14 protein-coding genes are annotated in these 14,915 nt (G+C 69.4%); 3 read left to right on the plus strand and 11 right to left on the minus strand.

Annotated elements, in window-relative coordinates; translation table 11 throughout:
- Nucleotides 1-187: 187 nt before the first annotated feature.
- The 7 genes from MHW47_RS00775 to MHW47_RS00805 all read right to left on the minus strand — a co-directional run bounded on the left by MHW47_RS00775 (nt 188) and on the right by MHW47_RS00805 (nt 7,648).
- Nucleotides 188-1,345, minus strand: a complete 1,158-nt coding sequence (locus MHW47_RS00775) for a DegT/DnrJ/EryC1/StrS aminotransferase family protein (RefSeq protein WP_239220601.1) — start codon at nt 1,343-1,345, stop codon at nt 188-190.
- Nucleotides 1,342-2,400: an NAD(P)-dependent oxidoreductase gene (locus MHW47_RS00780; RefSeq protein ID WP_239220602.1), complete on the minus strand. Its 1,059-nt coding sequence runs from the start codon at nt 2,398-2,400 to the stop codon at nt 1,342-1,344. The genes MHW47_RS00775 and MHW47_RS00780 overlap by 4 nt, the downstream gene beginning before the upstream one ends.
- Before the next feature lie 28 nt (nt 2,401-2,428).
- Complete coding sequence (locus MHW47_RS00785) at nt 2,429-3,799, minus strand: hypothetical protein (RefSeq protein ID WP_239220603.1); 1,371 nt, start codon at nt 3,797-3,799, stop codon at nt 2,429-2,431.
- 21 nt (nt 3,800-3,820) lie between these two features.
- The gene (locus MHW47_RS00790; protein WP_239220604.1) at nt 3,821-4,495 is read right to left on the minus strand and encodes a hypothetical protein; all 675 of its coding nucleotides are present in this window, start codon (nt 4,493-4,495) and stop codon (nt 3,821-3,823) included.
- 96 nt (nt 4,496-4,591) lie between these two features.
- Nucleotides 4,592-5,596 carry a Gfo/Idh/MocA family protein gene (locus MHW47_RS00795; protein ID WP_239220605.1) on the minus strand — a complete coding sequence of 335 codons (1,005 nt, stop codon included), beginning with the start codon at nt 5,594-5,596 and terminating at the stop codon, nt 4,592-4,594.
- Nucleotides 5,597-5,625: 29 nt separating this feature from the next.
- The gene (locus MHW47_RS00800; protein WP_239220606.1) at nt 5,626-6,699 is read right to left on the minus strand and encodes an NAD(P)-dependent oxidoreductase; all 1,074 of its coding nucleotides are present in this window, start codon (nt 6,697-6,699) and stop codon (nt 5,626-5,628) included.
- A gap of 28 nt (nt 6,700-6,727) precedes the next feature.
- Nucleotides 6,728-7,648 carry a class I SAM-dependent methyltransferase gene (locus MHW47_RS00805; protein ID WP_239220607.1) on the minus strand — a complete coding sequence of 307 codons (921 nt, stop codon included), beginning with the start codon at nt 7,646-7,648 and terminating at the stop codon, nt 6,728-6,730.
- 272 nt (nt 7,649-7,920) lie between these two features.
- Here MHW47_RS00805 and MHW47_RS00810 point away from each other — a divergent pair, with 272 nt between their 5' ends.
- Nucleotides 7,921-9,210, plus strand: coding sequence for an XRE family transcriptional regulator (locus MHW47_RS00810; RefSeq protein ID WP_239220608.1), 1,290 nt, complete (start codon nt 7,921-7,923; stop codon nt 9,208-9,210).
- 31 nt (nt 9,211-9,241) lie between these two features.
- Here the strand turns inward: MHW47_RS00810 and MHW47_RS00815 are convergent, their stop codons facing one another.
- From MHW47_RS00815 to MHW47_RS00825, 3 genes are all read right to left on the minus strand, one after another.
- The gene (locus tag MHW47_RS00815; protein WP_308381180.1) at nt 9,242-10,132 is read right to left on the minus strand and encodes a glycosyltransferase; all 891 of its coding nucleotides are present in this window, start codon (nt 10,130-10,132) and stop codon (nt 9,242-9,244) included.
- A 528-nt stretch (nt 10,133-10,660) separates the two neighbouring features.
- Nucleotides 10,661-11,941 (minus strand): MAB_1171c family putative transporter, encoded by a 1,281-nt coding sequence (locus tag MHW47_RS00820; protein WP_239220609.1) that lies wholly within the window; start codon nt 11,939-11,941, stop codon nt 10,661-10,663.
- On the minus strand, nt 11,938-12,465 hold the full coding sequence (locus MHW47_RS00825) for a regulator component (protein WP_239220610.1): 528 nt from the start codon (nt 12,463-12,465) through the stop codon (nt 11,938-11,940). The genes MHW47_RS00820 and MHW47_RS00825 overlap by 4 nt, the downstream gene beginning before the upstream one ends.
- 425 nt (nt 12,466-12,890) lie before the next feature.
- On the opposite strand from MHW47_RS00825, the gene MHW47_RS00830 reads away from it, so the two are divergent.
- On the plus strand, nt 12,891-13,676 hold the full coding sequence (locus MHW47_RS00830; protein WP_239220611.1) for a helix-turn-helix domain-containing protein: 786 nt from the start codon (nt 12,891-12,893) through the stop codon (nt 13,674-13,676).
- A 47-nt stretch (nt 13,677-13,723) separates the two neighbouring features.
- Here MHW47_RS00830 and MHW47_RS00835 read toward each other — a convergent pair whose 3' ends face one another.
- Nucleotides 13,724-14,170: a helix-turn-helix domain-containing protein gene (locus MHW47_RS00835; protein WP_239220612.1), complete on the minus strand. Its 447-nt coding sequence runs from the start codon at nt 14,168-14,170 to the stop codon at nt 13,724-13,726.
- Nucleotides 14,171-14,584: 414 nt separating this feature from the next.
- On the opposite strand from MHW47_RS00835, the gene MHW47_RS00840 reads away from it, so the two are divergent.
- Entirely contained in the window at nt 14,585-14,914 is a 330-nt protein-coding gene (locus tag MHW47_RS00840) for a transcriptional regulator (RefSeq protein WP_239220613.1), read from the plus strand.
- Nucleotide 14,915: the final 1 nt, after the last annotated feature.

The raw sequence follows: 14,915 nt of genomic DNA on the forward strand, positions 1-14,915 counted from the left end.
CGGCCCGTTCGCCAGCGACGACGACGCTCCGGTCCTCGGGGCTTTCCGGGCATGGGGAGTCTCCTGGAAGGCGTGCAGGAAGACGCCGGGGGCTCGGTGCCCCTGCGGCGGTCTTCACGATGGACGAGGGCGTCGGTCGGCCGCAAGGCAGTGGAACGGTGCTCCCCGTACGTTGTGCGCCCGCCAGTCAGGCCCACAGCTCCCGGACGGCGTGAATGACGCGTTCGACGTCGTGGTCGGTCATCGCCGGGAAGCACGGCAAGGACAGCTGGCGGGCAGCGGCGCGCTCGGTAACCGGCAGCGGCCGGTGGACCATGCCCCGGTAGGGGGCCAGAAGGTGGACGGGCTTGAAGTGGACGCTGGTGGAGATGTGGTGGCGCTCCTGCAGCGCTGCCGCTACCTCGTCGCGGTGCAGGGGTGCGGTGTCAGGGTCGATGAGGACGGCGTAGAGGAACCAGCCGTGCTCGACGCCGGGCAGGACGACGGGTGTTGTCAGGCCGGGTAGGCCGGCGAGGGCGCTGGTGTAGGCGGCGGCGATGTCGGCGCGGCGCCGGGTGAACTCGGGCAGCCGGTCGTACTGGACGACGGCGAGGGCGGCGGTGAGGTCGGACATGATGTATTTCAGGCCGGGAACGGTGACCTCGTAGTCGGCGGTGTTGCGCTTGCCGTGCCGCTGCCAGGCGGAGGAGTCGATGCCGTGCCGTCCCAGCAGACGGGCCTGCTGGACCAGTTCGCCGCGGCCGACGAGGAGGCCGCCTTCCCCGGCGGCGGCGACCTTGTTGGCGTAGAAGCTGAACGTCGACAGGTCGGCGGTGCTGCCGGCGGGCAGCCCGTCGCGGCTGGCGTGCAGGGCGTGAGCGGCGTCCTCGATCAGCAGCAGGCCGTACCGGTCGGCGAGCTGGCGGAAGGCACGCATGTCGCACATCTGGCCGCCGTAGTGCATGACGATGATGGCCCGGGTGAGCGGGGTGATCGCGGCTTCAACCGTCTCGGGAGTGACGCACAGGGTGGCGGGGTCGACATCGACCACCTTGGGGCGGGCACGAACCTGGCGCAGCGCGTTCAGGGCGGCGCAGAAGGTCAGGCTCGGCGTGATGACCTCGTCGCCGGCGCCGATGCCGGCGGCGAGGAAGGCGAGGTGGAGGGCGGCGGTGCAGGAAGTGACGGCGAAGGCGTCCTCGACGCCCAGGCGCTCGCGCGCAGCGTGCTCCAGGCGGGTGGCCTTGGGGCCGTGGGTCAGCCAGCCGGAGCGGAGCGTATCGACGACGCTGGCGATCTCCTCGTCGCCGATCATCGGCCGGTTCCACGGCAGGGGGGCAGCCGCCGGGTCGAGGTTCTGGCTCATCGCAGGCTCCAGGTGGCGTTGGTGTAGTCGGCGTGCAGGCGGGTGCATTCGGCGCTGCGCAGCGCGCGGATGCGGCCCTGGGCCAGGGAGTTCTGCAGGCCGGCGAGGTTGTCGTACTCGGGCAGGTCGGGGTCCTCAAGCTCCTTGGACGCCACGGCGGCGGCGACCTCGCGCACCCCGTGATCCAGGGGGGTGGGGCAGGCGCCGGGGAAGGCGGCGGCCAGCCGGGCGAAGCTGGTGCGGTAGTCGCGGGCGTCCGCCTCGTCGCGCTCGGGCCCGGCGTCGACGCACGTTCCGGGAACGGCGTGCTCCACGGCGGCGGCGATCTGGGCAATGGTGTAGTTCTCCGCCTCGGCGCCCACGTTGAAAATCCGGTGCCCGGCCGGGGTGGCGAGGACCTGGGCGAGGACGTCGGCGACGTCCTCGACGTGGACGAGGGGGCGGCGCTGGCCGCCGCCGTTGAGGGGGATGCGCCCGGTGGCGACGGCCTGGGCAGTCATGCGGTTGGCGACGGAGTCCAAGCGCTGGCGCGGGGAGCGGCCGTGCACCGTGGCCAGTCGCAGAACGGTCAGTGCCCGGTCGGCCAGCAGCCCGCCCAGGGTGCGCTCGGCCAGGACCTTGGTGCGGGCGTAGATCCCCAGGGGGTTGGGCACGGTTTCCTCGTCGACGGTGCCCTCGCGGCGACCGTAGACGCTGCAGGAGGAGAAGAGGACGAAGTGCTCCACGCCAGCCGCGCGGGCCGCCTCGGCGGCCAGGACGGCCGAGGCGTAGTTGAGCTCGACGGCCAGGACCTCGTCGAGGGCGCAGGCGGGCTCGCCGACCAGGCCGCCGAGGTGGACAACGGCGTCGGCGCCGGTGGCCGCCCGGTGTAGCGCGTCGCCGTCACGCAGATCGGCGTGGACGAAGGTGCTCGCGGACGGAAGGAGGCGGGCGGGGTCGTCGCCGCGGCTGTAGATCAGGCCGTCGACGACGGTGACGCGGTGGCCCAGTTCGGTCAGGTGATGGGCGGCGACAGTGCCCAGGTAGCCGGCGCCGCCGAGCAGGACGATACGCATGTGGTGCTCCTCGGAAAGATGGGGACGATCAGGCTGCGGAGGTCTCGCCGACCAGGACAGGGCTCGCGGTCGGACCGGTCGACGGGCCGGGGTACGCCGCTCGGCCCAGGGCAGTGCCGCGCAGGTCGGCCAGGCGCGGAACGGGCAGGAGGTTGAGTTCCTCGGTGGGGTGCAGCAGCCCGCGCTCGCAGGTCTCGGCCACCCACGCGGCGCACGAGGCTCGGGGAAAGGCGAGGTTGAGACCGATCTCGCCCTTGGGCAGCACCCCGTTGAAAGGAACGGAGATGTCCTGGCTGTTCCAGTACGCGTACACGGACGTCGCCTTGGCCTGCTCGAACACCGGAAAGAGCGCCGGGTAGCGGGGCAGTGTGCGCATCTCGCGGAAGACGAGCTGCCCGGCCAGGTACGGCGCCATGACGGTCAGGGTGTCGAAGTCGGCGCCCGCGTACCGGAAGGACACCGCGCCCGCGTCCCGGCCCGGGCCGAGCGCGGCGCAGGCGAACAGGTGCGGTAGGCGACGACGTACGTAGGCGTCGGCGCCCAGGGCGAGCGCGGGGTCGACACGGTCGATCAGCTCGGTGAGCTGCGCGCGGTCGGGATTGAACAGGGCCAGGTCGAACAGGCGCCCCATCGTCTTGACGGCGGCGAATGCGAGTTCCTTGTAGAGGCGGTTGTTCATCTCCCCTGCCAGTGCATACCCCTTGGTCTCGGGGCTGGTGGAGTACAGCAGGAGGTACTCGGACAGGACCTCGAAGTACAGGTAGCCCAGGAACGGCATGTGCGGGACGGCCTGGACCAGCTGGTGGAAGAACGCGGTCGTGGAGGTGGTGTGCTGACCGCGGGCGTCGGCGAGCAGCAGGTCCAGGAAGCCGGCCGTCTCGCACACCCTTGCCACGGCGCTCTGCCGGAGGTGCTCGTCTTCGCCCTCGGCGAGGAATCCGCGGTGGGCCAGGTAGGTGTCCATGTGAATGCCGCCGAGGCGCAGGTAGTCCAAGCCCTTGGCCGGCGCGGGTGCCTCGGGGCGGACCTCGAACACGAGGGTCTTGGTGTCGGGTTTGGTCCGCAGCAGGTAGGAGCCGAGGTTGTGCGGGCGCAGCCCGTCGGCGGTGACGGTCAGCGGGGCGCAGTACAGGGCGCCAACCAGGCAGCCGGCGGAGCCGTGGAGTTCGCCGGTGGCGCGGATGGCGTCCAGGTACGGGGTGGTGTGCATCAGGTGGATGGGCCGGCTGCTGGTGAGGGAGGCGAGCATCTGGTTGCCGGTGGGGGCCAGCAGGTGTCCGTTCGGGGCCTCGCGGTGGAGGGTGAGCCAGTCGTCGGTGCTCTCGGCGAGCCCGGTCGGCCCCGGCAGGGCGGTGTGGGTGGCGTAGTCGGTGTGGACGGCGTCCCAGGCGGTGTGCACGAGGGTCGTCCCCCTTCTCTTCTAGCGGGTCAGGATGGTCACGGCGCGGGTGAGGGCGTCGCGGTGTCCAGCGCCGTGAAGGCGGGCGCGCTCGGAGTGGACGACCAGGCTGTGCGCGAAGGGCAGCAGCCCGTCGGGGACCGTCACGCGCAGGTAGGTGAGGTCGGGCCACCACCGCGTGAGCGGCAGGCGGTAGCGGTCCAGGCAGTCGGCGGCCTTGAGTAGGTCAGTCAGTTGCGGGGTCTGTTGGTAGGCGGTGTGCTGAGCGGGGCTGAAGGCGTCGTAGGGCAGGTTGTGCACGGCGATTGCCGCAGCCGCCTCCTCGCGCAGGGCTGCAGGGACGTCCTGGCCGAGGACGGCGAGGACCTCCTCGGCGTGCTCGGTGAACCAGTCGGCGCCCCGGCGGCCGTGCTCGGGGTCGGTCCGGTCGTCGTGGCGGCGGCAGTCGTGGAGGGCAGCCGCAGTGCACAGCGCGGCGGTGTGCGGCCCATCGAGATCGTGGACGCGGGCGAGGAGGAAGGCGAGGATGCCGGTGCGGGCGCAGTGGCTGATGCCGTGCAGACCCTCGGCCTGCACGGGGCGGGTGAACCAGGCCGGGTCGGGGACCAGCACCTGGATGTCGTCCGCCGCGAGCTGCGGGAGGTCGGCGGCCGGGGGTGGGTTGCCCGCGATCCAGTCGAGGGTGGTGGCGTCCATCCTCTGGTGCTCCGGCAGCATCCGGCCGACGGCCAACTCATGCAAGCTGAATTCGGGTTGAGCGGGCACAGCAACTCTCCCCTCCGGAGTGGACGGTCAGGCGAGGGCGAGTTCGCAGGCGGTGACCGCGGTGGCACGGCCGATGGCAGCCGCCGTCAGCAGCGCCTCGGTCACGGTCACGGCGTGCGCGCCCTCGGCCAGGGTCACCAGGCCGCGAGGGCCGGCGCCGAGGAGGGCGTCGCGCATCAGCTTGTGCTCGACGGTGAACGGGGGCTCCTGCTCGGGCAGCGTGATCAGGCGGGCTTCGCCACCTTGGACGCCCGGGAAAGAGTCGGTCGGGGCCAGGGAGGCGGTGTTGGGGTGGTGGGTGAGGGTGCCCGCGACGGTGTCGGCGGTCAGGACTTCGGCCACGGTGTGGACCTGGACCTGGCGGTGCTTGAACGGGGTGATCCAGTCGGCGTGGTGGTGGGCGAGGACCCCGCCGCGCAGAACCGTGGTGGCGGTGGCGGTGTCCTCGTGCGGGCCGGCCAGGGTGCGGGTGGCGGCGGTGACCGACTCGATCGGCGTCCCGGCGAGCCAGGAGACCAGGTCGATGTCGTGGACCAGCAGGTCCAGGGCGACGCCTACGTCAAGGACCCTGCCGGAGTAGGGGCCCTGGCGTCGGGTCTCCAGCTGCCACAGCTCTCCGAAGTCCCCGCCGTGAAGGAGCCGGGCCAGCTCCGCGAGCGGGGCTTGGTGTCGTTCGGTGTGCCCGACGGCGGCGAAGGTCCCGGTGCTCGCGAAGGCGTCGTGGATCCGGCGGGCGGCCGTGCCGGTGGGTGCCAGCGGCTTCTCGATGAGGGCGGGCACGCCGGCCGCCGCGAGGAGGAGGGCGTAGTGCTCGTGTGTCGCGCTCGGGGTGGCGATGACGCAGTAGTCCAGTTCCAGGCGCAGCATCTCCTGAACGTCGCGGTACAGGGGGATGTCGGGGAAGGCGGTGTGCCTGGCGGGGTCGAGGTCGCTGACGGCGACCAGGTCGATGCCGGGCAGGGCGGCCATGGTGCGGGCGTGGACGGTGCCCGCCCAGCCCAGGCCCACCACGCCGGTACGCAGCTTCGTCACGGACTCTCTCCTTCAGATCCGGGGGTGGGTCACCGGGGGGCGGGGGCGCTCCAGGCGGCGATGCGGCTGGTGCTGGTCTCGGCGCGCATCCAGTCGGGGATGGCGTTGGGGGTGGTGCGCACCCAGTCGACGTAGCTGTCGATGCCGTCCGCGGCGCCGATGGCCGGCTGCCACTCCAGGACGGTCCGCATGCGGGTGGTGTCGGCGCAGGCGCCGAGCGGGTCCTGGGCGACGCGGGGGGCGTCGACGATCCGGGCGCCGGGGAAGTGCCTGGCCACGTGCTCGGCGACCTCGCGAACTGCGGTCTGGGCGCCCGTGCCGAGGTTGAGGGTCTGCCCGGATGCCGCGGGCGCGGTGAGGCAGATGCGCAGGGCGTCGGCGACGTCGTCGCGGTGGATGAAGTCGCGAACCTGGCGGCCGCCGTTGTTGAGCAGCAGCTGCTGGCCCAGCGCGGCGTACATGGTGAACTGCGCCACCACCCACGAGGCGGCGCCCGGCTTGGGAACCTGCCCGGGCCCGTAGACGGAGAACGGCCGCAGGATCGTGTAGTCCCGTTCGGCCAGGTCCAACAGCTGCCGGGTGTGTCCCTCGGCCCACAGCTTCGAGTTCGCGTAGATGTTCAGAGGGTTGAGCGGCTGGTCCTCGGCGAAGTAGCCGGCCTGCTGGCCGGAGGGCTCGTGCGGGGCACCGTGGCCGTAGACCTGGGCGGTGGAGAGCAGGACGAAGCGGCGCACGTTGCGGGCGGCGGCTACGGCGCGGAGCAGGGTGTCGGTGCCCGTCAGGTTGGAGCGGACGGCCTTGTGCGGGTCGGTGGTGCAGCCGTGGACGGAGGAGTGGGCGGCGGCGTGGACGACGTAGTCGGCTTTGGCAACCATGCGGCGCACCAGCGGCTCATCGTTGATATCGCCGACGGTCAGTGCCGCGTCGGTGGGGCCGGTGCCCAGCAGGGCCAGGGTCGTGGGCCCGTAGGCGCTGAGATCGTCCAGGAGGGCCGGGTGCGCGCCGGCGCGGGTCAGGGTGGCGCGCAGCGCGGTGCCGATGAACCCGGCGCCGCCGGTGATCAGGACGCGGGCACCGGTCAGGTCGTTCGTCTGAGCAGGCACGGGGGTCTCCTCGTGGAGGTGGAGAGGGTCAGGAGCAGATGAAGTGGCCGGTGTACTTGGTCAGGGCGAAGTAGCCGGCGGTCTCGATGGCGGCTTGGACGTGGGCGTGCACGCGGTGTTCGAGTTCGGTGAAGAACGCCGGTGGTAGCCCTTCGCCCGGTTTGGAGCCGGCGCAGCAGTGGTTGCAGCTGCGGTAGAAGGCCATGAACTGCTCGGCCTTGCCGAACTGGAGCTGGTCCTGCCAGTCCACGCGCTCGACGGACGTGAAGTGCCCGGCAAGTTGGTCGGCGCCGTTGCTCAGGGAGATGCGGGCCTTCGGCGTGGCGCGGATCAGCTGCTGGGGAGCGTTCATCTCACGCAGCGCAGCGAAGTGGACGTTCCACATCTCGACCATGGAGTCGTTGCGGTCGGTGGCGAGCACGAACCGACCCCCAGGGCGCAGGACCCGGCGTACCTCGGCGAAGCAGGCGCCCAGATCGGTGACGTAGTGCGCCATGTAGACGGCCATGACCCGGTCGAAGCTGTCGGTGGCGAAGGCACCCAGGTCGTCCGCACTGCCCTCGACGAACTCGCACGGAGTGGCCACGCCGTCCAGTCGCTGCCGGGCGGCCTCCAAGGCGGCGGGGGCGATGTCGAAGGCGGTGAGATGGCCAGCGGCCAGGTAGGGGCGGATCCGGGCCAGAATTTCGCCGTTTCCGCAGCCCAGGTCCAGCAGTTCCTCGGTACCGCGCAGGTCCAGGGCCCTGATCAAGTGGTCGTGCAGAGCCAGCGGGTTGGTGCGGAACCGATCGTGGGCCAACTGCTTCGCGTCGAGCTTGCTGGTGTTGGTGAAGTAGCTGTCGCGGGCGTCCTCGGCCCGCAGTTCGAAGTGCTTCTCGGGGATGACCTTCAGAGCCAGAGCCTCCAGCTCCGGGGTACTGAAGTCCAGGGAGGTCTCGGTGAACGACAAGGCGGTGCTCCGATCGTGGCCGTGCCCGGTGGCAGATCCCCTGCCGCGACCTCAGGCTGACCTCACCCTGACTTCCGCCCAGCCACGCGTGGAAGCCACTTCGGCGGTGCCGTTGGGGTGCGGTGAGGAGCACTGTCGGAGCACCGTTTGACGCTCTTCCGCGCCGGGTTCCGAGCCGCTAGCGTCGCCCGGATATCCACCCGCGCGGGGCTTTTGCAGGAGGAACAGTGGGGAAGATCCACCGGTTAGTCATCGCACGTCAGGCCCGGAACATGAACCGGCCTGATCTCGCCCGCGCACTGCGCAGACTGAGCGTCGAGCGCAAACGCCCTCTGGGAACCGCCCCGTCCGGCGTCCTACGCTGGGAGGACGGCCGCGAACCGGAGGTGGAGACGCAGAGACTGCTGGCCGAGCTGTTCGACATCGACCCGCACCTCGTCGACACCCACCCCTGGCCCCGGTGGCTCGAGTGCGACCCGCTTCAGCAGTACAGCGACTTCCCCTGGACCCCGCAAGGCGCGTTGGACGCGCTCAGAGACTCAGTCGGGAGCGACATGCATCGCCGGTCCTTCATCTTCGGCTCGTCGGCCCTGACCGCCGGCCTGTTCTCCTGGCTCACCGCCGACCCGGCAGCCGCGGGCGAGATCACCAGCGGCAAGCGCATCGGCGAGGCCGCCGTCACCCACATCGAGCGTAAGGTCCGCGCGCTGCGCCGCACCGACGACGAGGACGGCGGCGGCACCCTGATCCATGAGACCGCGGCGGCCAACGACATGGTCGCCGACCTGCTGACCCACCGCAGCTACTCCTTGGACCACGGCCGGCGCCTCTACGCCGCAGCGGCCGACCTGGAACGCATGCGCGCCTGGGCCATCTTCGACATCCACGGCACCTGCGACGACCGGATCTTCAAGTCCGCCCTGCACTCCGCGCACAGCGCCGACGACCAGGCCCTGGGAGCCCACATCCTCACCTTCTGGGCCGCCGCCGCCTACAACTGCGATCGCCCCGTCGAGGCCGAGTCGATCGCCAGCGCGGCCCTGAGCACCGTGCGTGGCAAGGCCTGCCCTCGGGTGCAGGCCCTCGTCCACGCCCGCCGCGCCCGCGCCCGTTCGCACCTCGGGGACGACCGCTGCTGGTCCGACCTCGACCAGGCCGAGCGCTATCTCCACCGCGCGGAGCAGGACCCCGACGAGCACGAGCCCGAGTGGGCGTACTGGATGGACCTCGCCGAGTTCCAGGGCTCGCGGGCCTCCACCCAGCTGGCCATGGGGCGCCCGGGCGACGCGGAGGCCACCTTCGCGGCCGCCGCGCGCGCCTTCGACGGCGGAGCGGTGCGAACGCACGCTCTCTACCTCACCCGCATGGCCGGCGCGCAGTGGCTCCAGGGACATCACGAGCAGGCGTGCGGCACTGCGCACCAAGCCCTGGATCTCACCGGCCAGATCAGTTCGCAGCGCACCGTCGGCCCTCTCCAGGACCTCGTCGCCATCATGGCCTCGCACAAGGCTGCCCTGCCGGCCGTACGGGAACTTCATGAACGGATCGCCGCCGGCGGCTGACACCGCACACCCCCAGGGCGCGCCGGGCAGGTCAGACGATCGGTGGGCGGCCGGCGCGCGTCAGCCGCCAGACCGTGCGCCACGACATCGCCCGCCGCTCCCCGGCACCCCCGCGCAGTCCCTCGGCGAACCCCCGGAACCAGACTCCGAGGCTTCCTGATGACCGGAACCGCCATACGCTGATCAGGATCCAGGTGGCCAGGTAGACGGGGATGAGCGGAGCGGGCAGGCGGCGGCGCGCGACCCAGACCCGGTTGCGGGCCACCATCCGGTAGAACGGCTTGTGCCGGGCGGGGTTCGTCGCCGGGTGGTGCACCTCGACGTCCCCGGCGTACCAGCCGATCCGACCGAGGTCCCACAGGCGCCACGAGAGGTCGATACCCTCGTGGAAGAGGAAGAAGCGTCCGGGCCAGCCGCCCACCTCCTCGTAGTCCGCGCGGCGCACGAGGACGATGCCCTCGGCCATGACGGTGACGACCCCCGAGCGCCGGGCGTCGCCAGATCGGAGCCGTGGAACCCATCGTCCCAGCGTCTGGCCGGTGGCAGGATCAGCGATGCGAGGCTGGACGTAGGCGGCCCGCGGGTGCTGGTCGAACTCGGCGATCAGCCGAGAGATGGTGTCGGGGGTCGGCAGGACCGCGTCGTTGTCGAAGAACAGCACGAACTCGGCGGCACCGTGCGCAGCCAGGGCATCCGCTCCGACGTTGCGGCCTTCCGGAATGCCGGTGTTCTCGGCAAGTGTGACGCTTTGCACCCCGTCGGGGACGTAGTCGGGTTCCACGCCGTTCCCGACGATCACGACGCGGAGGTCCACGTCCTTCTGGGCCAGGACCGAGGACATCGCCGTTCGGAACTCTTCGTCGCGATCGTTCATGGTGAGCACGACGACGTCGACCGTGCGCTTGGGTACTTCCCTGCTCACCTGGACCTGTCCTTCGTTCACTGGGCCTGCATCGCCGTGTCCGCGAGGGTGCTCGCTGCTGTCGGGGGGGCACGAGATGGTCTCGGAGCTTGTCCTGATTGCACGGCCCAGCGCAGCGTAGCGCCCAGAGCACCTGCGGAAGAACTTGGCAGGTTGGCTACGTGGCGCGATTTCGAACTTCAGCTGAACGTGTCACTCGACGGCGACTCTCGCGGGGAAGGCCGGGCTCGTGGGTGCTTCGCGGCCAGTCTCTTGGAAACGACGGCCAGCCGCGGCTCCGGTCCGCCGCGAGGACGGCACGGCAAGACGGCGGCTGCCCTGTCCGGCGATCGCGCCGCAGCCTGCGGAGTCAAGACCTCGGCCAGGGTGTCGCTGTGCAGGTGTCGTACGCGTCAGGTGCTCCGGGGTTGATGACGTCGCTCACGCGTGGCAGCTGATCTGGGTGCTGTCCCCGGCAGGTGTCAAGGGGCGCTGTGCTCACCGAAGCCTCCTTCCCGTCCGGTTCGGACGCCGTTGGCAAGGGCGCGCTCACCTACTTGCCCGGCGTCTGCTGGACGAGAAGAGGACAGAGGGCGGCAGATTCTGAGAGTTCGACGTCGTTGACCTCGGCCTCGGCAGCGAGGAACTGGTGGCCGAGGCCGCCGAGACCCTCCGCTCCTGGGAGTGGCTTGCGTAGGCGTGCGCCACGTGGACAAGCCACTGCGCGTCGGCATCCAGGTCTCTGCGCGAGGTGGTCTGCGCCGGCGGGGCGATATCGGAGGCCAGTTGGTTGGCAGCGAGGTTGGCGAGCGCTTCTTTAACGACGGCCGCCTCGATTTGTGCCGAGCCTTGCTCGGTTCTGGCGTCGAATATATTCCGAGCTGCGTCTTGGGACTCTAGGGAACGGTACGGTCGCAGTGCCAGGATCCCGTCGCTGATTTCAACAACGCGTCGCTGTAGGTGAAAGGCAGTATCTGCTTCGGATGGATTCTCGGTGAGTGGCCGAGCGGGCGACAGGACGATATGCGGCATCGCTTTTGCAAGATCATGCCACAGGGGTGCGAGAGCTTCGAAGGAATCCCTTTCCCAGCGCCGGCGGCGCATGTGTCGAATCGGGTACACCACTGCGGGCAGGGTCAGACCGAGGCAGATCAGCGCGACGGCGAGTGCTGGAGACGTCACGCCGACCGCGCAGCGTACGGCACTGAGTGAGGTGCACCTCTCGCCATTGCCATTGAGTTCGGCCCCGGCCCCCAGCCCCAGATGGACCAGTTGAAGGGTCTTGTAAGTGAGGTGGATCAGCGCGAACCCGGAGCCCACCGCCGCAGTACGCAGGCCCACACGCACAGCGGTCCGTCGCGTTGTCGTTGCCTGACGAAGTGCCTGGACCACAAAATTGATGTCCGTTGCTCCGACGATGGAGGTGTAAAGGAGTGAGTAGAGAGCGTACGCGTGTGCCGAATGGTCGGTTGCCTGCTCGTACGCGAACAGGCAACCGATGCCGGCGAGGGCGATAGCCAGCCATTTGAGACGTGATCCGATGAGCTGTCTTGCTCTGGTCGGGCCCTGGTTGAGCTGGAGCGAAACAGCCAAGACTGCTGTGGTGGCTGCCAGCGATGAGCCGTCGCTGAGAATACGGGTTCCGTGAGGCACGGCTGCCTCGACGGTACGTTCCACCAGCGGCGCATACGTGGACAGGAATACGGCGAAGGAGCTGAGGAGCGCGCCCATGGCCCACGTGCCGGCGGGTCGCGGCTTTCTCCTGCCGAGTACCCAGAAGCAGCTAGCACCTGCGAGCAGGGTGGCCGCGCCGAGGAAGAAGATGCTCACGGGCCGCTCTTACGTCTTCTGAAGGGCTGGGCGAAGAGAGCGTCCCAGCGCTCCGGGGCCAGGCTGGGATGAGGGGGCGGGGCCTCTCGGTCCCGGTAGATGCGCCAGCGGATCACCGACGCCATCATCTCGGCCTCGCGCTCTTCGTCGGTCGAGTACCTGGTACGGCCCGCCATGCGCATCATCAGTGCTGGGTTGAGCCCGATGAAGCGGGCTGTCTTCGCATCGACTTCCAGGTTCCCCGGATGATCGCAGTACACGTGGCACAGCTCATGCGTGAGGATGTGGCGCTGGTGGTGCACGGAAGTCCCCTCCTCGTAGAAGAGGAGATCGGCATCCGGGGTCTCGATTCGCATGCCGCACGGTGCGTCGACTGCGCCGAGTGTGGACAGCGGCCTGATGGATATCGGCTTGCCCCGGCGTTCCGCTATTGCATCGCGCAATGCCCGAGTGGTCGCCGGGTAGGGGAGACGGAGGCGTTCGACTTGTTCCTCGCACCACTGGCGCAGCCGCAACTCCGTCATGTGCGACGAGGGCATGGCACTCACTTCCCAACCCCTAGATCCTGACTTCGGGCTAGAGCCCGGCTCCGGTTCGTGAGTGGGCGTGACGAGAATGCCAAAGGGGAGCAGGAAGCCGCACTTCCGGGAACTCACAGTTCCGATTACGGTGTGTGATATAAGGTAGGGCTTGTCGCGCGATTGACGCATCGCCCCGGCCTCTCTGATCCCGCGTGTGCGCCCTGGAATCTCACGTGCGGCCGACTGGTCTCAGGCTGATCACCTCTCTCCTTCCTGGTTACGCTGAATGACTGATTCATGATCCGCTGCCAGCCTTGCGGTGCAGGGTATGGCGTAAGTCACAGGGCCTCGGAGGCTATTTTCGGACTAGGGATCTCGTCGGGCCGGGTGAGGGTGAGGGTATGGGCGGTGATCGTGATTCACTTCCGATGCTGTTGCGCACGTGGCGGAACCGCACGAAGGCCAGTGATATCCCGGGTCTGATGGTCGCCGGCCGGAGAGGCGAGTTTTTGACGCAGCGCGACGTGGCCCGTTTGGCGGGAGTGAGTGAGCGTTGGTACGGCGCCTTCGAGCGCGGCGTCGAAGCCGAGTATTCACCGGACTTCCTCGACCGGATCTCGTCCGTGCTCGGATTAAGCCCTGCGGAACGCCAGACTCTCTACCTCAGAGTGCTGGGTCATCCGCCGGCCCTTTCCGGATCGGTAGTAGCGGGGGCGGACCCGGAGAATGCGGGGATTCTGCAGCAGTTCCTGGACAACCAAGGGCTGGCGCCTGCCTTCGCGACCGACCTCGCGTGGAATGTGATCGCTTACAATGAACCATTGCTGCAATGGTTTCCACGGGTCTCGACCGGGGCGAATCAGATGCGGTGGATTTTTCTGGCGCCGGAGGCTCGCGAGCAGCTCGTTGCCTGGCGGCGGGACTGGGCGCGTCCGCTTCTCGGGCGGATTCGCTACGAGCGGGCTCATCATCCGGAAAACGAAGCGCTGGCCGGGCTCGAGCGTGACATTCTCGCGGGGTCGCCGGATGCGCAGGAGATGTGGGATCTGCACGAAGTGGCGGATCATTCACACGGCCGTCTGCGGCGGCTCAGGCTGCCGTGCCATGACGGACGTGAGGTCGCCGTGCGTATTGCCGCGATGCGGCCGATGTCCGGAGAGTCCCTCTACGTGAACGTTCTGCTGCCGGCCCCTGGAGGCGCCGGCAGCGTCTGATCTACTGCTCGCCGGGCGGGTGAGGCGCCGCAACGGGGCTTTTGTTCTCACTCGTCGTCGAGCAGGTCCGAGATATCCGCCGCCTCCGGTACGCCTTCCAGCTTGCGGGCCTGTTCGATCACTGTGCTCACCATGTCCAGGCTCGACGTGCTCAGTCCGTCGGCGCGCAGGGCAACCCGGAGCACGTTCTGGTCGTGCATGGCGGCCACCAGCCGGATCTCCGCGCGTTGCCGCTCGGCCTCCTCCTCGTCGAAGAAGTAGCCGGAGGGTACTCCGAAGAACGCGGCCAGTGCCCGGATCGTCTGCATCTTCGGATTCCGGTTGTTTCCGCGGCGCAGCTGCTGGATGGCGCTCGCGGAGATGCTCACGCCGGTAGCCTCCCGGATGCCCTGGGACACCTCGGCGTACGTGTACGGGCCGCGGCCTGCCGGGTGTACTTCCCGAAACAGGTGGTCGAGCAGCTCCGCGAAGCTGCGCTCTTTCTTCTCCGTCATCTCCCCTCCTCCGTCGCCGACCAGCCTAACCACTCCAGTGGAGAACGCGTCTCGGATACCGGTACTGCGGTTGACGCGACTCCGCCACCAGGGTGTACGTTTTCCGGCATCTTAATTCAGTTCAGTGTTGCATGCCTGGTCAGGGGCGGTTCGAAGGTGGTGGACTTGAAAGAGCAGTCGCCATATGGTTCTGGTCCGATCGGGCTGCCAGACGCAGCACGGGCCAGGAGAGGAGGAAGCGCCATGCACGCGCACGGGCCGTGAGATCCGCCGGGGTGAAGTGAACCGGCGCCCAGGAGCTACCAACTCCCGAGCGCCGGGTCGGCACCCCGAAGGGGCCATTCACATCTCGCGGGCGGCGGGGCTTTTGCACGAGAACCGCCGCTCGCGCTCCTACGAACAACGGAGTATCGCATGCTCGCCACGCCGAGCGGTATCCCCGCATGCCCGGACACCGACCGCCTCCGCCGCCTTGCGGATCAGCTCACCGGCATGATCCCGGGCGCGTCCACGATCCGCGTCAGCCTCACCAGCCCGCAGCACGCCTGGCCCCACCCGCACGCGATCGTCAAGGACGCGGCGGGCCGGACCATGGAGGTGAGCAGGACGACCGCCCGCATCGCGGCGCGGTGGATTCTGCGGGTCTGGCCGGAGTCGGACTGGACCCACCCGCACACCCTCGACCTCGCCGACGCGGTCCTTACCCGCAGCGACCGGGTTCCCGCCGCCGACCGGGGCCGCTGAC

The sequence above is a fragment of the Streptomyces sp. OfavH-34-F genome (genome assembly GCF_022347745.1).
GTDB lineage: Bacteria > Actinomycetota > Actinomycetes > Streptomycetales > Streptomycetaceae > Streptomyces.